Genomic DNA, 20195 nt, shown 5'->3' with positions numbered 1-20195 from the left:
GTTGTTATTTGGTTTTTGACGGCCGCGAAGCCAGGGCACTGCTATTTGTTCATCAGATAGAGACGATCATCGAAACTGGCGACCCACTCCGGGCGATAGACGACCATCAGCGTCAGCGCCATGCCTGACAGCCAGGCTTCCGCAAAGCCCAGCAGCAGGAAGAACGGCAGATATTCGGACAGGAGCTTATCGGCCGAATAGGCGCCAGCCGAGAACAGCATCAGGGACGCGATCAAGCCCTGGATCAGGACGATCACCGCCGCACCGATGAAAGCATTGACGAAGATGTAGACGAAGAAATGCTTGGGCAGCCACCGTTCCACAAGACGGAAATACAGGGAGCCCAGCGCCACCGGCACGATGCCCATGGCCAGGAAATTGATGGGGATGGCGGTCCACTCGATGCTGCCGTTCAGCGTGACGCCGGTCAGCGCAAGGGCCAGCACGACAAGAGCCAGTTGCGGCCCGAAGATCAGCGTCGTGGCCATCGCCCCGAGGATGTGGAGGTTGAGGCCGGGGTACACACCAGCGTTCAGGCTCCACAGCAGGGTCAGAATGACGGCGGCGCCTGCCAGGGCATTCAGCTGATGCCCGTCGAGCATGCGCCGCCATGGGGCGGTTCTGATCACCCACGCTCCGACCCCCAGTCCGCAAAGACAGGCAAAGATGTGCCAGCCTGCAGAGAAGAGGTCGGGCGCGAAGTTCATTCAGCCAGCCCCGGCTCCGTGCGTCCTCAGACGGCGGAGGTCAGTTGCGGCACGGCCTCGAAGAGGTCGGCGACGAGGCCGTAGTCGGCCACCTGGAAGATCGGCGCTTCCGGATCCTTGTTGATCGCGACGATCACCTTGGAGTCCTTCATGCCGGCCAGGTGCTGGATGGCGCCGGAGATGCCGACGGCCAGGTAGAGCTGCGGCGCGACGATCTTGCCGGTCTGGCCAACCTGGTAGTCGTTGGGCACGAAGCCGGCATCGACGGCAGCACGGGACGCGCCGAGGGCAGCACCAAGCTTGTCGGCCAGGGGCTCCAGCAGCTTGTGGTAGTTCTCGCCGCTGCCCACGCCACGACCGCCGGAGACGATGATCTTGGCGGCGCCCAGTTCGGGACGAGCAGACTTGGTCAGTTCGCGCCCCACCAGCTTGGAAAGACCAAGATCGGCCACCACAGCCACAGTCTCGACAGCAGCCGAACCACCCTCGCCCGCCGCTTCGAAGGCGGTGGTACGCACGGTGATGACTTTGACCGGATCGGCCGACTTGACGGTGGCCAGTGCATTGCCGGCGTAGATCGGACGCACGAAGGTGTCAGCGGACTCGATCGCCACGATCTCGGAGATCTGGGCCACGTCGAGCAGCGCGGCGACGCGCGGCAGCACGTTCTTGCCGAAGGTGGTGGCGGGCGCCAGCACGTGGGTGATGGCACCGGCAGACGCCTGTACCGTGGCGACGACCTGGGCAGCCAGGTTCTCGGCGGCCTGATCGGCAAAGGCGGCGGAATCCGCCACCAGCACCTTGGCAACGCCAGCCACCTTGGCAGCCGCTTCGACGGCTGCCGCAGCGGCAGAGCCCGCCACCAGCACAGCGACGTCGCTACCCAGCTTGGCAGCAGCGGATACAGTGTTGAGGGTTGCGCCCTTCAGGGACGCATTGTCGTGCTCGGCAACAACCAGAATCGTCATTACAGCACCTTCGCTTCGTTCTTCAGTTTCTCGACCAGCTGAGCCACGTCAGCCACCATCACGCCGGCGCTACGCTTCGGCGGCTCGGCAACCTTCAGGGTCGTCAGGCGGGGGGTGACATCCACGCCCAGATCGGCCGGCTTGACGGTTTCCAGCGGCTTCTTCTTGGCCTTCATGATGTTCGGCAGCGTCGCATAACGCGGCTCGTTCAGGCGCAGGTCGGTGGTCACCACGGCCGGCAGGGAGATCTCGAGGGTTTCCAGACCACCGTCGATTTCACGGGTCACGCTGGCCTTGCCGTCGCCCAGCGTCACCTTGGACGCGAAGGTAGCCTGCGGCCAGCCCTTCAGCGCGGACAGCATCTGGCCGGTCTGGTTGGCATCGTCGTCAATGGCCTGCTTGCCGCAGATCACCAACTGGGGTTGCTCCTTGTCGCAAAGGGCCTTCAGCAGCTTGGCCACGGCCAGCGGCTGCAGGTCGACATCGGTTTCGACGAGAATGCCGCGGTCGGCACCGATGGCCATCGCGGTGCGCAGGGTTTCCTGGCAGGCGCCGACGCCGCAGGAGACAGCCACCACCTCGGTTGCCACACCGGCTTCCTTCAGGCGTACGGCTTCTTCGACAGCGATTTCATCGAACGGGTTCATGGACATCTTGACGTTGGCGATGTCCACACCGGATCCGTCGCTCTTCACGCGTACCTTGACGTTGTAATCGACCACGCGTTTAACGGGAACCAGAATCTTCAATGCTGCGCTCCTTCCATTTGTAGAGGTTCTCCACCATATTCTGGATCTGCCGCAGGCATCGATGATTCGACATCCTGCCGGCAAACCTGTTCTCCGACCGCCGCTTCCGCCGGCAATCCGGTGCCGACACGGAGACGGACCAGCAAAGCCGCGAGCTTCTCACAGGCACCTTGCTTTGTCACTTTCCGTACGGTACCGTATGGGGACTACACCCGTCAATACTACACCGTATGGAAAAACCGCCCCGCCTTCAGCTCGACCGTGACGCCTGGATCCAGGCCGCCCTCGACACCCTTGCCGACGAAGGCGTCACCGGCGTCCGCGTCGAAGTGCTGGCCAAGCGCCTGCATGTGACCAAGGGCAGCTTCTACTGGCACTTCAAGGACCGCCAGGACCTGCTCTCCGGCGTGCTCGAGACCTGGAAGGACGGCCGCATCCGCGACATCGTCAAGCAGACCCGGCCCGTAGCCGGCGGCGAGGAAACACAGATCTTCCACGTCATCGACGTGTATAGCGCCAGCCGCAACCGCAAGGGCATCCTCATCGAACTGGCGATGCGCGAATGGGCGCGCCGCGATACGGCCGCCGCACTGATCGTCGAGGAAGTGGACGCCTGGCGTCTGCGCTGTGCCCGCGAACTCTTTCTGGCCGCCGGGATGCCGATGCACGAGGCATCCACCCGCAGCATGCTGCTCTACGCCTACGTCTTCGGCATCTCGATGATGAACTGCGAGAAGTTCGACGGGGACATTGCCCGCATGAAGGACGACATCCGCCAACTCATCGCCCGCAACCATCCTACGACACCTGCTCCACAGGCCTGAATCCCGGCAGCTCCGCCAGACCGGGAACCGCCTTGACCGCATTATCCCCCGTTACGGCGATCAAGGCATCCACATCAATGCCGCGCAGGGTCGCCAGTTCCTGTGCAAAGCGCACCAGATTGGCCGGTTCGTTGCGCCCGCCGACACACCACGCGGGTGGAATGTCCGGCGCATCGGTCTCCAGCACGATGGAAGAAAGCGGCAGGCTCGCCGCCAGCTCGCGGATGCGTCGCGAACCGGTGTAGGTCATCGCCCCGCCGAAACCGAGCTTGAAACCCAGTTTGATGAAAGCTTCGGCCTGCTGCCGACTACCGTTGAAAGCATGGGCGATGCCGCCGCGCACCCGGATCTGGCGCAGGCATTTCAGGACAGCGTCCTGCGCGCGCCGCACGTGCAGCACCACAGGCAGGTCGAATTCCCGCGCCAGCTTGAGCTGGGCGATGAAGAACGCGGTCTGGCGCGGCAGGTCGCCGTCCGGGATGAAGCCGTCCAGGCCGATCTCGCCGACCGCCACCGCACCGCCCCGCGCCAGGCCATCGCGCAGCAGCTCCAGATCGGACTCCCTCGCGGCTGCCACGTACATGGGGTGAATCCCCAGTGCGTAGCGGCATTCCGCCAGCCGGGCGGCCAGGTCGACGACCTTCGCGAAGTTGGCCGCCTCAACCGCCGGCACCAGCAGGCCGCCGACACCTGCCGCCCGGGCCGCGTCGACAACAGCAGCGCGATCCGCATCGAACTCCGCGGCGTCCAGGTGGCAGTGGGTGTCGATCAGCACAAGGAGCCCGGACTTACCTGCCGGTCCACACCGGCTTGCGCTTGGCCATGAAGGCGTCGATGCCCTCGGCGGCATCCTCGCTCATCATGTTGCAGGCCATCACTTCGGCCGCCTGTTGGTAAGCGGCGTCGAGCCCCATTTCGAGTTGCGAGTAGAACATCTGCTTGCCCATCGAGATGGCCACCGGCGACTTGGCGCAGATCGACGTGGTGAGCTTCGCCACCTCCTCGTCCAGCGCCTCGATGGGCACCACGCGATTGACCAGCCCGCGCCGCTTCGCCTCGGCGGCATCAATGAAGTCCCCCGTCACCAGCATCTCGAAGGCTTCCTTGCGCCCCATGTTGCGGGACAGCCCGACGCTCGGCGTCGCGCAGAACAACCCGACGTTGATGCCCGACACCGCAAAGCGCGCCACGTCGGAGGCCACCGCCAGATCGCACATGGATACCAGCTGGCAACCGGCGGCAGTGGCGATGCCATGCACGCGGGCGATCACCGGCTGGGGCATGGTCACGATCTGCATCATGACCTTGCCGCACAGGCGGAACAGGGCCTGCTGGAAGGACTTGGTGTAATTTCCGCGCATCTCCTTCAGATCATGCCCGGCACAGAAGGCCTTGCCCGCGCCAGCCAGCACGACGACGCGCACCGAGGCATCGGCCGCGATGCCGGTGAGTTCCGCCAGCAGCGCCTCCAGCATCGGCTGCGACAGGGCGTTGAACTGCCCCGGCCGGTTCAGCGTCAGCGTCGTCACACCATTGGCGTCGTCGCGCAGCAGCAAGGGATCGGTAAGGGTTTCGACTACAGCATTCATGGGTTCTCCTCCTTGGTCTTCAGTTGTACCTAAGCGCCGGCACGTCCCTGCCGGTCGGTTTTCAGGCTGAACAGCGGGCGCGGACGCCACCGCCGGGGCGCGCTGTGCCTTCCTTGTCGATCGCTTCCAGCCAGTCGATCAGTTCGCGGTTGAGCTGCAGCACGCCTTCCCGCAGGGCCGCAACACCGCCGACGGCATCCGGCGTCGGCGCCGGGCGGGTGACCGCAAAACCGCGGGTCGCGATGAGCTGATCCGTACGCGGCGCCAGTAAGGCCGCACGCGCCTCGATGAGGCCACGACTACGCCCTTCCTCATCGAAGACCTGGATGAACTCATCCAGATCCACCCGCAGCCGGCAGCCGCTGGAGGACACGGCGGTTTCGCTCGTCTTCATCGAGCGCTTGACCGCCAGCTCCACGAGCTGGCCCGGCTGGGCAACCCACCGGCTTTCCAGGTAGAACTGGCGTCGGGTCGGCTGCGCGTAGGCAAGGCGATACTGCATGGTCGTCGAGGCAAGCCACGACGCGGGCACCACCTCGGCGCTGCGGATCGGAAAGCCCAGAGGACGCAGCGTGGCCGAATCGAGCGGGCCGAAATCATGCATCGCGTAATTGGGTGCCGCCTTGGGCAGACTGCCGCACGCCGCCATGCTGAGCGCCAGAAGGACGGACACCAGGGGCCGGAGGTGGAAATGCTCACGCATCAATAGTGGAGACAAAAAGCGCATCGTTGGTCGCCCCGAACTTACCGAACCGCAGGCCGATTATGAAAACCGGCTTCGCCGGGCCCCGGTGCCGGCTTGCCACGCCCCAACAGCAGGAGCTGCGGCGAATTGTCGAGTTCGTCGAGCAGGTCGGACAACTGCCGCGACGTAGTGGTGAGTTCCTGCAGCAACACGTTCAGGCGCGGCAACGTGCTGGTCGCAAAACCCTCGCCGGCCGCACCGACGACAGTGTCCACCCGGTCGGCCACGGTCTGCAGCCTCAGCAGCAGCGCACGGCCGTCGCTGGCCATCGGCGCGGCGTCCGCACTCAGGCGTTCTAGGTTGGCCAGGGAACGATCGATGCGCGCCAGGTTGCCCTTGCTGAAAACCTGCCGCACCGCCGCGAGGGCCTTGGGCGCTTCCTGCAGGGTCTGGTCGAGCCCCTTGCTCGACGACTCCAGATTGGCCAACGTCTTCTCGATGTGGGCCAGATTGTCCTGGCGGGTCAACACCGCCAGGCGATCAACGATCTCCTGCACGCGCCTGAGGGTCTGCACCGAAGCGTCGGCGACCTCCTCCATCAGGCCTGGCGCCAGGCGGATGCGCGGCGGACCGCCATCCTCTCCCACCAACGGCTCCGGCTTGTCGCCCGCATCGTCGAGGGCGATGTAGGCCAGCCCGGTCACCCCCTGGTTGGCCATGCGTGCCCGCGTGCCTCGGGTGATCGGCAGATCGGTGCGGATCCGCACCTTGACCAGCAGATCCTTCGGATTAGCCGGATCGAGGGCGATGTCCGCCACCTTGCCGGCGACGATACCGCGGTAGCGGACGGTAGACTGGGGGTTCAGGCCGTTGACGCTGCCCGACGTCACCAGCACGACGTCACGGGTGCTCTCCCGCTTGTCCGAGAACCACCACAGGGAAAGGACGATCGCCCCGCTCAGCAGGATCACGAACAGACCCGCGGCGATAGCGTGAGCCCGGCTCTCCATCAGCCCATTCCCCTCCCACGCGCCAGCGCAGCACGGGCACGTTCACCGTGGAAAAAACGTTCGATGAAGGGGTCTTGCACGTTCATTATCTCGTCAAGCGGGCCGAAAGCCAGTATACGCCCCTCCGCGAGCACCGCCACGCGGGTCGCCAATGCTGCCAGCGTATCCAGGTCATGAGTCACCAACACCACGGTAAGGCCGAGTGCTCGATGCAGGGCCCGGATGAGCCGCACGAAACCACTGCTGAGGTCCGGATCGAGGCCCGCTGTCGGCTCGTCGAGCAGCAATAACTCGGGTTCCAGGGCCAGGGCCCGCGCCAGCGCAACCCGCTTGACCATGCCGCCCGACAGCTCGGCGGGCATGCGTAGCGCCACATCGGCATCCAGCTCGACCATCGCCAGCTTGAGTTGCACCAGATCCCGCAGCATCGCGTCGTCGGCGATGCCGATCTCCCGCAGCGGAAAGGCCACGTTGGCAAACACGCTAAGCGCCGAAAACAGCGCACCATGCTGAAACAGCATGCCGAAGCGGCGGCGGCGTTCCAGCTGCTCTGCACGGGAACCAGCGAACAATGGCTCGCCGAACAGGCTAACAGCACCAGCATTCGGCCGGAGCAAGCCGACCATCTGGCGCAGCAACGTGGTCTTGCCGCTACCCGAACCACCAACAAGAGCCACCACCTCTCCGGCTGGTACCACAAGATCGATGCCGCGATGGACCCAGGTTTGCCCAAAGCGGGTTTCAAGCCCCCGAACCTGAATGGGACAGTCGCTCATCGCGGCAGACCGATGGAACGGGTTGCAATCGCGAATACTGCGTCCACCAGGATGACGACGGTGATTGACGTGACCACCGAGGCAGTGGTGTTGGCCGATAGACTCTCTGTATTCGGCTTAACACGCAGCCCGAAATAACAAGCCACGAGCGCAATCAGCAGTCCGAACACGGCACCTTTGCCCAAGCCGATGACCAGATTTGCCACCGGCACCGCCCGCGGCAAGGCATTCACGAAATAGTCGAAACTCAGGTCCAGTTGCAGATTGGCCGACACCATGCCGCCGAACAAGGCCACCGCCGAGCCCCACAGGGTCAACGGTGCCATCGCCAGCGTCAGCGCCACCACCTTCGGCAGCACCAGCCGCACATAGGGCGAGATCCCCATCGCCGCCAGCGCATCGATCTCCTCGGTGACGCGCATCACGCCGATCTGCGCCGTCATCGCCGAACCCGAGCGCCCTGCAACGAGCACAGCCACCAGCACCGGACCGAGCTCCCGGATGATGCCGAGCCCCAGGATATTGACGATGAACACGTCTGCCCCGAAGGCCCGTAACTGCAGCGCCGACAAATAAGACAGCACGACCCCGATCAGAAAGCCCACCAACGCCGTGACCGGCATAGCCCTGACCCCGACCTTGTAGAAATTGGCGGAGGTTTCCAGCACCGGCCAGTGCCCGCGAGTGTGCAGCAGATGGGCGAAATCGATGACGAGCTGGCCAATCAGCGCCACGAAACCGACCGCATTGCGGAGCATCTTGAAGAAGATGCGGCCAACACCTTCCGTTCCGTCGAGGAAACGATAACCCCGCTCGACCGGCAGGCCGCTGTCACCAAGCTCGGCTAGGCGCGCAAAGACCGGCTCCAATCTGTCCGGCAACACGAGCCCTGGCGGGCGCTGCCGCCCCCAGCGTCGCCACAGCAGCAACGCTCCGAAGCTGTCGAGGCGCGATACGGCCTCCAGATCCCAGGCGCCGTCGGCCGTGGCCTGTTCGAGCTGACGCCCGAACGCATCGAGATCCGGCTGAAGCAGGCGCAGCGTCCAGTCCCCCGACAACACGGCCCGTGGCGCCCCGCCTTCGCACTCGAGGCGGATCACGGGGAGCGGACGGGGCTCCGGACTCATCGACCGACGCCTAGGCGCCAGCCGGACTGCGGGCCGCGGCCCGCTCCACGCGCACTTTCAGAGGCAGGCCGATGGTCTGCCACTGGCGCTCCTCCTCATCCAGCGCCGCCGCGGTCAGCGGCAGGTTGCGCAGCCATTCGGCATCCGCCACCACCACATGCCCGCGGCCATCACGCTTGAGGCGCAGCGGCGGCACGCCACGGCCATCGCGGGCACGATGGACGACCGCCGCCAGGCGCAGGCACAGGATCAGTCGCCACTCGGGGCTCTCTGGATCGAGCGAGCCGATGCGTGCCAGCTTGCCGCGATGGGCGAGCACCACGCGTGCCAGGCGCCCCTGGTCCATGCGCGAGAAGCCCGGCATGTCGGCATTGCCAAGGATGTAAGCGCTGTGCTTGTGATAGCTCGAGTGGGCCACGGACACCCCGATCTCGTGCAAGCGCGCGGCCCACTCGAGGAAGCGCCGATCCACGTTCTCCTCATCGCTGGTGGCCGGGTCGAGCTGCAGCAGGAAAGCCAGCGCCGTCTCCGTCACCTGCCTTGCGTGAGCCATGTCCACCCCATAGCGCTCCATGAAGGCCGACACGGTGGCATCGCGCAGATCGTGGTGGTGATATCGTCCGAGCAGGTCGTAAAGCACGCCGAGGCGCAGGGCGCCTTCCGAGAAGGTCATCCGTTCAAGGCCGAACTCCTGGAAGATCGCCCACATGATCGCCAGGCCGCCGGGCAGCACCGGCAGGCGATCGGGACGCAGCCCTTCCAGTTGCAGGTTATCCAGGTGCCCCGCCTTCAGCATCAGCGTGCGCAGGCGGTCCAGGCCGCTACGGGTAATGCCGCCGTCGGAAAGCCCGTTGAGTTCGAGGATATCCACCAGCGCCTTGGCCGAGCCGCTGGAGCCGACCGCCTCTTCCCAACCCACCTCCCGGTAGGCGTGGGTGATGGTCTGGATCTCCCTCTGGGCCGCCAGCTCGGCTTCACGCATGCCACGCTTGTCGATGCGGCCATCGGGAAAATATCGCAGGGAATAGCTGACGCAGCCCATGTAGAGGGACTCGAGCTTGATCGGCTGGAAGCTCTTGCCGATCACGAACTCGGTGGAGCCGCCGCCGATATCCACCACCAGCTGCTGCTTGTGGGGATTGGGCAGCGTGTGTGCGACCCCCACATAGATGAGGCGCGCTTCCTCCCGGCCGGCAATAACCTCGATCGGAAAACCCAGCGCAGCCTCGGCCTGTACCAGGAAATGCGGTGCATTCTTGGCCACCCGCAGTGTGTTGGTCGCCACCGCCCGCACGGAGTCCGGCGGATAGTCCCGGATACGCTCGTTAAAGCAGCGCAGCGCGCTGATGCCGCGGAACTGGGACGCAGCATCCAGCATCCGGTCGGGCGACAGGCCGGCCGCGAGCCGGACGGCCTCCTTGATGCCATCGAGGGGGTAGATCTGGTCGTTGACGATCCGCCCGACCTGCAGACGGAAACTGTTGGAGCCCAGATCGATGGCGGCAATCAATTCACGATTCATGAAACACGCACAAGTGGCACCGGAAGGCGCGAAAGCTGGAAATTCTAGCACTGCGCCGTGCGACGCCCCGCATCAATCCTGCCTCTGCGGCCGTCGTCATATGTATGCAACAAAAATGTCACATACTCCGGGCCTAATCAGAAGATCAAGAGGAGAGCCCATGCACCGTACCAACAATATCCGCCATTTCAACTCGGATCACTTCATCAACCGCGAACTCTCCCTGCTTCAGTTTCAGCGCCGCGTCCTTGCCCAGGCCGCCGACCCGGCCGTACCGCTGCTCGAACGTCTACGCTTCCTGTGTATCGTGTCCAGCAACCTGGACGAGTTCTTCGAGGTGCGAGTCGCCGGCGTGAAGGAGCAACTGCGCCTCGGCAGCCACGCCATAACCACCGACGGCTTGAGCCCATCCGCGCTGCACAGCCTGATCAGCGCCAAGGTGCACAGCATCATTGCCGAGCAGTACGCGCTGCTCAACGACACCATCCTGCCGGCCCTCGCCGCCGAAGGCATCGTCTTCCTGCGCCGCAGCGTGTGGACCGACGCCCAGCACCTGTGGGCGCGGGACTACTTCATGCGTGAAGTGATGCCGGTTCTGACACCCATCGGCCTGGACCCAGCCCACCCCTTCCCGCGCGTGCTCAACAAGAGCCTCAACTTCGCCGTCGAGCTGGAAGGCCGCGACGCCTTCGGCCGCAGCTCCGGCTCCGCCATCGTGCAGGCGCCCCGCGCCCTGCCCCGCGTGATCCGCCTGCCGAAGGAGCTGACCGGCGTCGACTACGGTTTTGTCTTCCTGTCCTCCCTGCTGCACGCCCACGTTGGCGAACTCTTCGAGGGCATGAACGTGCTCGGCTGCTACCAGTTCCGGGTCACCCGCAACTCCGACATGTTCGTGGACGAGGAAGAAGTCAAGGACTTGCGCGCCAGCCTCAAGGGCGAACTACAGCAGCGCCACTTCGGCGACGCGGTACGCCTGGAAATCGCCGACAACTGCTCGGAGGCGATGGCCAACTTCCTGATGAAGCAGTTCGCCCTCGGCCCTGCCGACGTCTATCGGGTTCCCGGCATGGTCAACCCGGTGCGCCTCAATCAGGTCCCCGACTGGGTCGAACGCCCGGATCTGAAATACCGCCCCTTCCTGCCCGCGCGACCGAAGGGCCTCGACAAGCAGGAGAACATTTTCGCGGCGATGCGCCGCCAGGACATCCTGCTGCACCACCCGTTCCAGAGCTTCGAGCCGGTCATCGAACTGCTGAAGGCCGCGGCCGACGACGCCGACGTGGTCGCAGTGAAGATGACCGTCTATCGCACCGGTACCGATTCCGTGCTGATGGAGCACCTCGTCCGCGCCGCCCAGAAGGGCAAGGAAGTCACCGTAGTGCTGGAGCTGATGGCCCGCTTCGACGAAGAAGCCAACATCAGCTGGGCCGCCCGCCTCGAAGAGGTCGGTGCCCACGTGGTGTACGGCGTGTTCGGCTACAAGACCCACGCCAAGCTCCTGCTGCTGGTTCGCCGCGAAGACGGCAAACTGAAGCGCTACGCTCACCTCGGCACCGGCAACTACCATCCGCGCACGACCCGCTTTTACACCGACTTCGGTCTGCTCACCGCCAACGACGAAATCGGCGCCGACGTCGCCGAAGTCTTCAAGCAGCTCACCGGGCTCGGCCAGGCCGGCAAACTCAAGCACCTGTGGCAGGCCCCGTTCACGCTGCAACCCAACGTGGTCGCAGCCATCCGCGAGGAAGCCGAGATCGCGCGGGCCGGCCGCAAGGGCCGCATCGTCGTCAAGGTCAATGCGCTGCTCGAACCGGAAACCATCGAAGCGCTGTACGAAGCCTCCTGCGCCGGCGTCGAGATCGACATCATCGCCCGCAGCGTGTGCGCGCTGAAGCCCGGCGTGCCCGGCCTGTCCGAGAACATCCGGGTGCGCTCCATCGTCGGCCGCTTCCTGGAGCACCACCGGATCTTCTATTTCCGCGCCGATGGCGCCGACAAGCTCTACATGTCCAGCGCAGACTGGATGGAACGCAACTTCTTCAAGCGCATCGAAGTCGCGTTCCCGATCCTCGACACCAAGGTCAAGCGGCGGGTCATCAAGGAAGGCTTGCGTCCCTACCTGGGCGACAACTGCCAAGCATGGGAAATGGATAGCGACAACGTCTATCGCAAGAAGAATCCCCGCACAACCCGGCGTGCGGCGCAGGAAATCCTGCTCAAGGAATTGGCCGGCGTTCAAATCGTCTGACCCGCCCCACCCTCCCGCCGACATCCAGCGTCGTCGGGAGGGAGCATGGCTGCCGGGCTGTTGTAGAATGCCGTCTCGCTTCTTTCACCGATGGCCCATTTCATGTTCCTCCCCCGTCGCCGACAGTTCATCACCGCAACCCTCAGTGCTGCCGTTCTCTCCGCCTGCGGCGGTGGCGGCAGTTCCGCTCCGGCTCCGAGCATCAAATCGGTCACTGCCGGTGACACTCAGATCGTCATCGACTGGGTCCAGGAGCCCGGCGTCGAATACTGGCTGTGGTTCTTCGCCGGCGATACCGTCAGCCCCGGCCAGAAGACCGCCAGCTATCGTTTGAACATCACGGCGCCTTACATCCTGACCGGGCTGACCAACGACACCAAGTACGCCATCACGATCAACGGCCGCACCAACGGCGGTCCTGGTGGACCCGGCTCGGTGGTCCAGACCGCCACGCCTCGTGCGGCCGGTTCGGTATGGCTGGCCGGCGGAGCCCTCGGCAACAGCAACGCGCTCCGTGGCGTAGCCCAGGGCTTGAGCTCCAGCAGTGCCACCACCTATTCCTATGTCGCCGTTGGCGACAACGGCGTGATCTACAACAGCCCGGCTTACGTCTCCACGGCAGCACTGAGCTGGACCCAGGTGCAGGCCGCCACAGGCACCTCCCTGAACGCGGTCCTGTACGCGCTGGCCAAATACGTCGCGGTCGGCGATGCCGGCAGCGTACTCACCAGCACCGACACCACGACCTGGGCAGCAGCGACCTCGGGCACCACTGCCAAGCTCAATGCGCTGGCCACCAACTCTTCGATCATCGTCGCGGTGGGCGCCAACGGCACCATCCTGCATTCCGGCGACGGCACGACCTGGACGGCCGCGACCACCGTCCCGACCACCAGTGATCTCTATGGCGTGACCTATTCGGCCCTCGGCCTGTGGGTAGCCGTCGGTGCCAACGGCACGCTGCTCACCAGCTCCGACGCAGTGACCTGGACCGCCGTCAGCTCCGGCACCACCGCTACGCTGAAGGCCGCGGCCAGCATGACCACGGTCAACTCGACCACCAGTGTCACGACCTACAGCATCGTGGCGGTCGGTGCCGGCGGCGTGATCCTCAGCAGCAGCACCGGCACCATCTGGAGCGTCCAGACCCAGGGCAGCGCCAATCTCAACGCTGTCGCGTCCTCGTCCCGCTTCGTCGCCCTCGGCGACAATGGCACCATCTACTCGAGCACCGACGGCACAACCTGGACCGCAGCCACCAGCCCCAGCAGCAACGCCGTATATGGCGTGATCCACGCCGACAACGTCTTCACCGCCGTCGGCGCGGCCGGCAGCAGCATTTACTCGTACTAAGCCGTATCAAGGGGCCACGCCTGGCAACAGGCGGCGGATCCGGCCAAACAAGTGGAGCCGTCATTCGATGACCGCTCCACTTTGCACTTCTGAAGCAACCACAGAGAGAAACCACAACAACCATGTCGTCCAGCGCCTCCAACGCCAGCCTGTTGTCCCGTTCCCTGTCCGCCGTCTGGCACCCCTGCACCCAGATGAAGCACCATGAGCAACTGCCGCTGATCCCCATCAAGCGCGGCGAGGGTGCCTGGCTGTACGACATGGACGGCAAGCGCTACCTGGACGGCATCAGTTCCTGGTGGGTCAACCTGTTCGGCCACGCCAATCCGCGCATCGGTGCGGCCCTCAAGGCCCAGCTCGACACGCTTGAACACGTACTGCTGGCTGGCTTCACCCACGAGCCGGTGGTCGAACTATCCGAGCGCCTGGCGACCCTTACCGGCCACCACCTCGGACACGCCTTCTACGCATCGGACGGCGCCTCAGCCACTGAAATCGCGCTCAAGATGAGCGTCCATTACTGGCGCAACAGCGGTCGCCCCGGCAAGAACCGCTTCGTCAGCCTGGCTGGCAGCTACCACGGCGAGACCGTCGGCGCGCTGGCCGTCACCGACGTGGCGATCTTCCGCGATGCCTACGCCCCGCTGGTACGTGGCGGCACCTGCGTGCCGACGCCCGACGCCCGCCTCGCCGAAGCCGGCGAAACGGCCGCCGACGTGGCCCGCCGCGCGGCCGCCGCGCTGGAAGCCCATCTGGCCGCCCACGCCGACGAGACCGCAGCGCTGATCGTCGAGCCGCTGGTCCAGGGCGCCTCCGGCATGGTCATGTACGACCCGGAATACCTGCGCCTGGCGCGCAGCCTGTGCGACCGCTACCAGGTGCATCTGGTAGCCGACGAGATCGCCGTCGGCTGCGGCCGCAGCGGCAGCTTCTTCGCCTGCGAGCAGGCCGGCATCTGGCCGGACTTCCTGCTGCTGTCGAAAGGCATCTCCGGCGGCTACCTGCCCCTGTCCATCGTCCTCACCACCGACACCGTCTTCGACGTCTTCTACGACGACGATACCGCCCGCGGCTTCCTGCACTCCCACTCCTACACCGGCAACCCACTGGCCTGCCGGGCGGCGCTGGCGACCCTCGACATCTTTGCGCAGGACGACGTGATTGCCGCCAACCGCGCCAAGGCCCAGCGTATCGGCGAGGCTTTCCGCAATTCAGTCGGTGGCCATCCGGCGGTCCACCATCTGCGCCAGCAGGGCATGATCCTGGCGTTCGACGTGGCCGACGCACCGGCCGGCTTCTCCCGCCGCTTCTTCGCCGAAGCCCTGCAGCGGGAACTTCTGCTGCGCCCGATCGGTAATACGGTTTACACCATGCCCCCTTACATCCTCGGCGACGACGAGATCGACTTCCTCGCCAGCCGCTGCGCTGCCGCCCTGGAGGCCAGCCTTGCCTGAGTATCCCGACCCGCTCGAAGAACTGGACGCCGGCCTCGCCGAACTCGACGCCGCCGGCCTGCGCCGCCGTCGGCGCATCGTCACCACTCCATGTCGCCCGGACACCCACCTGGCCGACCGGGAGGATGCTGTCACTGCCTTCTGCTCCAACGACTACCTGGGCCTGGCCGCCGAGCCTGCGCTGGCCGCCGCGGCCCACCAGGGCATCGACCGCTGGGGTGTCGGCTCCGGCGCTTCCCATCTGGTCAGTGGCCACTATGCCTCCCATGAGGCGCTGGAAACCCGTCTCGCCACCTTCATCGGCATGGACGAAGCGCTGTATTTCTCCACCGGCTACATGGCCAACATCGGCGTCATGCCGGCGCTGGTCGGCCGTGGCGACGTGATCTTCGCCGACAAGGTCAATCACGCCTCGCTGGTGGACGGCACACTGCTGTCCCGCGCTGAGCTGATCCGCTATCCCCACTGCGATGTCCACGCCCTGGCGGCCCGCCTGCAAGCCTCCACCGCACCACGCAAACTGATCGTCACCGACGGCGTGTTCAGCATGGACGGCGACATCGCGCCGCTGCGCGAACTGCTCGCGCTGGCGGAGACGCACAAGGCCTGGCTGCTGGTTGACGATGCCCACGGCTTCGGCGTTCTGGGCCCTCAGGGGCGCGGCTGCCTCGCGCACTTCGGTCTGAGTTCGCCGCGCCTGATCTATATGGGCACCCTCGGCAAGGCGGCCGGCGTGTCCGGCGCCTTCGTCGCCGGGCAGCGCAACGTCATCGACTGGCTCCTCAACAAGACGCGCAGCTATATCTTCACCACCGGCGCCCCGCCGCTGCTCGCCGAGGCACTGCTGACCGCCGTCGACCTGATCGAGCACGGCGACGCCCGCCGCGCCCACCTGCAGGCCCTGATCGCCCGCTTCAAGGCCGGTTTGTCACTGAAGCGCTGGCAACTGCTGCCATCGGACACACCGATCCAGCCCGTCGTCATCGGTGACAACCACGAGACGCTGGCCGTCTCCCGCGCCCTCGACGCGGAAGGCCTGTGGGTCCCGGCGATCCGCCCGCCAACGGTGCCGAAGGGGGCCGCCAGGCTGCGCATCGTGCTGTCGGCCGCTCACAGCGAAGCGCAGGTGGACCGCTTGGTGGCGACGCTTCTGCGGCTGGAAGGAGCCTCGATATGAGCCCTGATCTCGTCCTGCTGCACGGCTGGGGCCTCTCTGCGGCGGTCTGGAAGCCGCTGACTGAAGCGCTCGCCGGCACTTTTACGCTGCATACCCCCGATCTGCCGGGACACGGCAGTGCCCCCCCCGCTGGCCCAAGTCTGGAGGCATGGGCGAACGCGCTGCTCACCCAGCTACCAGACGAGGCCATCCTGGTCGGCTGGTCCCTTGGCGCCCAACTCGCGCTGCATCTCGCGCGGCAGGCCCCGGAGCGCGTGACCAAGCTGGTGTTGATCAGCAGTTCACCCAGCTTCGTCCAAGCAGACGGCTGGACCACGGCCTTGCCCGCGAGCACCCTCGACACCTTCCGCCAGGACTTCGACTCAGCCCCCGACGTCACCCAACGCCGTTTTGTGGCGCTTCAGAGCCTCGGCGACAGCGCCCGCAAAGCGGTTGCTGCGACGCTGGGCGACAGCCTCACGACAGCCGACGACACGCGCAAGGCCGCGCTTGCCGACGGCCTCCGCCTGCTCGCCGAGACCGACCAGCGCTACATCATCCCGACAATCCGTCAGCCGGTCCGCCTGCTGCACGGTAGCGAAGACAAGCTGATGCCGGTCGCCGCCGCGGAGTGGCTGGCCGATACGCTGCCCGACGCGCGTCTGACGGTGTTCGGCCAGTGCGGCCACGCGCCCTTCCTGTCGCGCCGCCAGGAGTGCGCAACACTGATCGAGGGCTTCGCCCTTGACTGACGCCCCCGCCCCAAAAGGCGCGGTCCGCGCCGCCTTCGACAAGGCCGCCGACGCCTATGACGCAGTTGCCGCCGTCCAGCGCAGCGCCTGCGACCGCCTGTTCGCGCTGGCCGCCACGCAGCCCCTGCAGCCCAGCCGCATCGTCGATGCAGGCTGCGGTACCGGCTACGCGCTCCCCGGCCTCAATCAGCGTTTCCCGGACGCCCAGCTGATCGCACTGGATTTCGCCACCTCGATGTTGCGCCGTCATCCTGCCGGGCTGGCCGAACCGCTGTGCGCGGACATGGAACACCTGCCACTGGCGGAAGACAGCGTGGACCTGCTATGGTCCAGCTATGCGCTGCAGTGGTGCCATCCGCGCAAGGTCTTCCCGGAGCTGGCGCGCAGCCTGCGCCCCGGCGGCCAGCTGTGGATCGCCACCCTAGGCCCCGGCACCCTCGGCGAGCTGCGCGACGCCTTCCGTCACGTGGATCAGCACGAACACGTGCTGCGCTTCCAGCCACCGGAAGTCATCGACGACGCTATCGAGGACGCCGGCCTGCGGATCGTCGAGACCGAGCGCGACACCCTCTACGCCTGGGCCCCTGACCTGCGCCGCCTGCTGCACGACATCAAGACCCTCGGCGCCCACCAGACCGGAGCCCCGCGCCGCCAGGCGCCCCTCGGCAAAGCCGCGTGGGGCCGCCTCAGCACCGCCTACGAGGCCTACCGGACCCCCGCCGGCCTGCCGGCGTCCTACGACACCTACTGGTTGATAGCAGAAAAGAAATGAGCGCCTATTTCATTGCCGGCACCGATACCGAAATCGGCAAGACCTTCTCCACCTGCGCCCTGCTCCACGCAGCCCGTGCCCGCGGCCTGCGTGCGGTCGGCATGAAGCCGATCGCCGCCGGCGCCGAAATGATCAACGGTGAATTCCTCAACGAGGATGCGGCACGCCTGCGCGCCGCCGGCAGCTTCGACCCGGGGCTGGCACTGCTCAACCCCTACTGCCTGGCTAGCCCGATCGCACCGCACATCGCAGCGGCCGAGGAAGGCGTGACCATCGATCCCGCCAGAATCGACACGGCCTTCCAAGAACTCCGCGCCCAAGCTGAACTGGTGCTGGTGGAAGGCGTCGGCGGTTTCCGCGTGCCGCTGGGCGATGACTTCGACACCGCCGACTGGGCCCAGCACCTGGGCCTGCCAGTGATCTTGGTGGTGGGCATGAAACTCGGCTGCATCAGCCACGCCCTGCTCACCGCGGAGGCCATCCAGGCCCGCGGCCTGCGACTGGCCGGCTGGATCGCCAACCAGATGGATCCGGCCATGCTGCGTTTCGAACAGAACCTGGAGGCCCTGAGCCGTCGTCTGCCGGCCCCGCCGCTGGGCGTGCTGCCCTTCCGCGCCGACCATGACGCCGCGGCGGCCGCGAGCGCCGCCGGTCTCAAGCTACCCGATTGACTACCCAGCCGAGCGCCTCTGGCGCAACTGCTCGAACAGGCACACGCCGGCCGCCACTCCCACGTTGAGGGACTCCATGCCGCCCGGCATTGGGATCAGCACACGGCGGGTGGCCAGTGCCGCCACTTCAGCGGACAGCCCCTGCCCCTCTGAACCGAACAGCCACGCGACCGGACCGCGCAGATCCAGGTCGTAGAGCTCGGTGGCGTCCCGCAGATCCGCCGCCAGGATGGCGCCGGGAAAGGCCTCCAGCGCCACAGCCGCATCAACGCCTTCGTGGATTTGCAGTCCGAAGTGCGCCCCCATCGCCGCACGCAGCACGCGGGGCGACCAGGCCTGGGCGCAGCCGGGGGTGAGAAGCACGTCCTTCACCGCAACTGCCGCTGCGGTGCGCAGGATGGTGCCGAGATTGCCCGGGTCCTGAACCCCGTCGAGCAGCACACAGCTGTCGACGATCGGGCGCCCTTCGTCCGCAGCCGGAACGGCGACCACCGCGATCACGCCGCTGGGCGTATCCACCGGGCTGATGTGGGCGAAAAGGCGATCCGGCACCTCGATCTGCCGCTCGGACGGGCAGCGCGCCAGCAAGGCCTCGATTTCCGCCTGCCGGCGCCCGCTCTCGCTGACGACGATCTGCAGCACATCGACGCCCTTCTCCAGCGCAACGCCAAGGAGGTGCGCACCGTCGAGCAGCGTCCGCCCTTCCTTGCGCCGGTCCCGCGCCGACGTTGCCAGCGCGTGCAGGTGCTTGATGGTCGGGTTGTCCCGCGAGCTGATCGGCTTCACGAGAAGGCCAGGCCGAGCGTGGCAAGAACCACGGTCAGCGTCCCCAGCGCGAGGTTGACGACCACCCGCTGGCGGATTGCGTTGAGCGCCTGGGCGCCCTGGGCCCAGCTCTCGGCGGCCACCGCCGCCTTAAACGCCTGCCAGGGGCCGAACCAGATGCTCGCGAAGATCACCATCATCAACAATCCCACGCCGGCCATCATGTGCCAGGAATACGGCGCTTGCGCGAAGCCCACCTCCAGCAACATCGCGAAACCGGACAGGCCGATGGCCGCGATGGCGCCCCACACGATCGGGAAGAAGCGCACGAAGACCCCGTGCCAGAGATTCAAGCGCTGGGCAGGCGGCAGTTGCAAGGCAGACGGTCGCAGGCAGAAATGGGCGAAGGCCATGCCGCCGACCCAGACGATCACGCCGGCAAGATGCACGAGCAGCAGCAGATGGTGGTGTTTCATCGCAGGTCGTCCTCGGTCCACAAGGGCGGATTGGAGATGACGTCGCGCACAGGCGCAAAGCTCTGGCGATAGATTTCGCAGGCGCCATGGGCACGCAGCGCCGCCAAGTGGGCGGCAGTCGGGTAGCCTTTATGGCCGGCCAAGCCATATTGAGGATAGCGCTTGTCGAGTTCGACCAGCAGTTCGTCACGCACCGTCTTGGCGAGGATGGATGCAGCGGAAATCTCGGCCACCAGCGCATCGCCCTTGACGATGGCTTCGCAAGGCAGATCCAGCTGCGGGCAGCGGTTGCCATCGACGAGTACCTTGTCCGGCCGCCGCGACAAGCCCGCCACGGCACGCTGCATCGCCAGCATACTGGCGTGCAGGATGTTGATCCGGTCAATCTCGGCGACGCTGGCTTCCGCCACGCACCAGGCCAGCGCCTTCTCGCGGATCTCCATGGCCAGGCGCTGGCGGCGCTTCTCGCTGAGCTTCTTGGAGTCGGCCAAGCCCTCGATGGGCTTCGCTGGATCGAGGATCACCGCTGCAGCCACCACCGGTCCGCACAGGGGGCCGCGCCCGGCCTCGTCGACGCCGCACAGGATCATC

General features: G+C 66.0%; 21 protein-coding genes. 8 read left to right on the top strand and 13 right to left on the bottom strand.

Annotated elements, in window-relative coordinates:
* Positions 1-41: 41 nt before the first annotated feature.
* The 3 genes from AC1PQG_RS08530 to AC1PQG_RS08520 are packed head-to-tail and all read right to left on the bottom strand — an operon-like array spanning position 42 to position 2424.
* Positions 42-707, bottom strand: a complete 666-nt coding sequence (locus AC1PQG_RS08530) for an energy-coupling factor ABC transporter permease (RefSeq protein ID WP_481122162.1) — start codon at positions 705-707, stop codon at positions 42-44.
* 26 nt (positions 708-733) lie between these two features.
* A complete protein-coding gene (locus tag AC1PQG_RS08525; RefSeq protein WP_481122161.1) occupies positions 734-1675 on the bottom strand; it encodes an electron transfer flavoprotein subunit alpha/FixB family protein in 942 nt (313 codons plus the stop codon).
* Positions 1675-2424, bottom strand: coding sequence for an electron transfer flavoprotein subunit beta/FixA family protein (locus AC1PQG_RS08520; RefSeq protein WP_481122160.1), 750 nt, complete (start codon positions 2422-2424; stop codon positions 1675-1677). The genes AC1PQG_RS08525 and AC1PQG_RS08520 overlap by 1 nt, the downstream gene beginning before the upstream one ends.
* A gap of 230 nt (positions 2425-2654) precedes the next feature.
* Here AC1PQG_RS08520 and AC1PQG_RS08515 point away from each other — a divergent pair, with 230 nt between their 5' ends.
* Positions 2655-3248, top strand: coding sequence for a TetR/AcrR family transcriptional regulator (locus AC1PQG_RS08515; RefSeq protein WP_481122159.1), 594 nt, complete (start codon positions 2655-2657; stop codon positions 3246-3248).
* Here the strand turns inward: AC1PQG_RS08515 and AC1PQG_RS08510 are convergent.
* The 7 genes from AC1PQG_RS08510 to ppx form a co-directional block, all read right to left on the bottom strand.
* Complete coding sequence (locus AC1PQG_RS08510; RefSeq protein ID WP_481122158.1) at positions 3223-4023, bottom strand: TatD family hydrolase; 801 nt, start codon at positions 4021-4023, stop codon at positions 3223-3225. The two genes, AC1PQG_RS08515 and AC1PQG_RS08510, sit on opposite strands and share 26 nt — an antisense overlap.
* A gap of 13 nt (positions 4024-4036) precedes the next feature.
* Complete coding sequence (locus AC1PQG_RS08505) at positions 4037-4837, bottom strand: enoyl-CoA hydratase (protein WP_481122157.1); 801 nt, start codon at positions 4835-4837, stop codon at positions 4037-4039.
* Between the two features lie 61 nt (positions 4838-4898).
* Positions 4899-5510 carry an ABC-type transport auxiliary lipoprotein family protein gene (locus AC1PQG_RS08500; protein ID WP_481122156.1) on the bottom strand — a complete coding sequence of 204 codons (612 nt, stop codon included), beginning with the start codon at positions 5508-5510 and terminating at the stop codon, positions 4899-4901.
* Between the two features lie 71 nt (positions 5511-5581).
* A complete protein-coding gene (locus AC1PQG_RS08495) occupies positions 5582-6532 on the bottom strand; it encodes an MlaD family protein (RefSeq protein WP_481122155.1) in 951 nt (316 codons plus the stop codon).
* Entirely contained in the window at positions 6532-7308 is a 777-nt protein-coding gene (locus AC1PQG_RS08490; RefSeq protein WP_481122154.1) for an ABC transporter ATP-binding protein, read from the bottom strand. Before AC1PQG_RS08490 ends, AC1PQG_RS08495 begins: the two co-directional genes overlap by 1 nt.
* Positions 7305-8435, bottom strand: a complete 1131-nt coding sequence (locus tag AC1PQG_RS08485) for an ABC transporter permease (RefSeq protein ID WP_481122153.1) — start codon at positions 8433-8435, stop codon at positions 7305-7307. The genes AC1PQG_RS08490 and AC1PQG_RS08485 overlap by 4 nt, the downstream gene beginning before the upstream one ends.
* Positions 8436-8445: 10 nt before the next feature.
* The gene (gene ppx / locus AC1PQG_RS08480; RefSeq protein WP_481122152.1) at positions 8446-9957 is read right to left on the bottom strand and encodes an exopolyphosphatase; all 1512 of its coding nucleotides are present in this window, start codon (positions 9955-9957) and stop codon (positions 8446-8448) included.
* 160 nt (positions 9958-10117) lie between these two features.
* On the opposite strand from ppx, the gene ppk1 reads away from it, so the two are divergent.
* From ppk1 to bioD, 7 genes are all read left to right on the top strand, one after another.
* Positions 10118-12205, top strand: a complete 2088-nt coding sequence (ppk1, locus tag AC1PQG_RS08475) for a polyphosphate kinase 1 (RefSeq protein ID WP_481122151.1) — start codon at positions 10118-10120, stop codon at positions 12203-12205.
* A gap of 102 nt (positions 12206-12307) precedes the next feature.
* Positions 12308-13558: a WD40/YVTN/BNR-like repeat-containing protein gene (locus AC1PQG_RS08470; RefSeq protein WP_481122150.1), complete on the top strand. Its 1251-nt coding sequence runs from the start codon at positions 12308-12310 to the stop codon at positions 13556-13558.
* A 122-nt stretch (positions 13559-13680) separates the two neighbouring features.
* Positions 13681-15012, top strand: a complete 1332-nt coding sequence (bioA, locus tag AC1PQG_RS08465) for an adenosylmethionine--8-amino-7-oxononanoate transaminase (RefSeq protein ID WP_481122149.1) — start codon at positions 13681-13683, stop codon at positions 15010-15012.
* On the top strand, positions 15005-16189 hold the full coding sequence (gene bioF / locus AC1PQG_RS08460; RefSeq protein WP_481122148.1) for an 8-amino-7-oxononanoate synthase: 1185 nt from the start codon (positions 15005-15007) through the stop codon (positions 16187-16189). The genes bioA and bioF overlap by 8 nt, the downstream gene beginning before the upstream one ends.
* Complete coding sequence (locus AC1PQG_RS08455; RefSeq protein WP_481122147.1) at positions 16186-16920, top strand: alpha/beta fold hydrolase; 735 nt, start codon at positions 16186-16188, stop codon at positions 16918-16920. Before bioF ends, AC1PQG_RS08455 begins: the two co-directional genes overlap by 4 nt.
* Positions 16913-17692: a malonyl-ACP O-methyltransferase BioC gene (bioC, locus tag AC1PQG_RS08450; protein ID WP_481122146.1), complete on the top strand. Its 780-nt coding sequence runs from the start codon at positions 16913-16915 to the stop codon at positions 17690-17692. The genes AC1PQG_RS08455 and bioC overlap by 8 nt, the downstream gene beginning before the upstream one ends.
* A complete protein-coding gene (bioD, locus tag AC1PQG_RS08445) occupies positions 17689-18363 on the top strand; it encodes a dethiobiotin synthase (protein WP_481122145.1) in 675 nt (224 codons plus the stop codon). The genes bioC and bioD overlap by 4 nt, the downstream gene beginning before the upstream one ends.
* Here bioD and AC1PQG_RS08440 read toward each other — a convergent pair whose 3' ends face one another.
* From AC1PQG_RS08440 to rnhB, 3 genes are read right to left on the bottom strand one after another with little or no spacing between them, the layout of a single operon-like run.
* The gene (locus AC1PQG_RS08440; protein ID WP_481122144.1) at positions 18364-19149 is read right to left on the bottom strand and encodes a TrmH family RNA methyltransferase; all 786 of its coding nucleotides are present in this window, start codon (positions 19147-19149) and stop codon (positions 18364-18366) included.
* Positions 19146-19604, bottom strand: coding sequence for a CopD family protein (locus AC1PQG_RS08435; RefSeq protein ID WP_481122143.1), 459 nt, complete (start codon positions 19602-19604; stop codon positions 19146-19148). Before AC1PQG_RS08435 ends, AC1PQG_RS08440 begins: the two co-directional genes overlap by 4 nt.
* Positions 19601-20194, bottom strand: a complete 594-nt coding sequence (rnhB, locus tag AC1PQG_RS08430) for a ribonuclease HII (protein ID WP_481122987.1) — start codon at positions 20192-20194, stop codon at positions 19601-19603. The genes AC1PQG_RS08435 and rnhB overlap by 4 nt, the downstream gene beginning before the upstream one ends.
* Position 20195 lies beyond the last annotated feature (1 nt).

This window comes from Zoogloea sp. GDB6, assembly GCF_056724105.1.
This window is presented reverse-complemented; position numbering and strand designations above follow the sequence as displayed.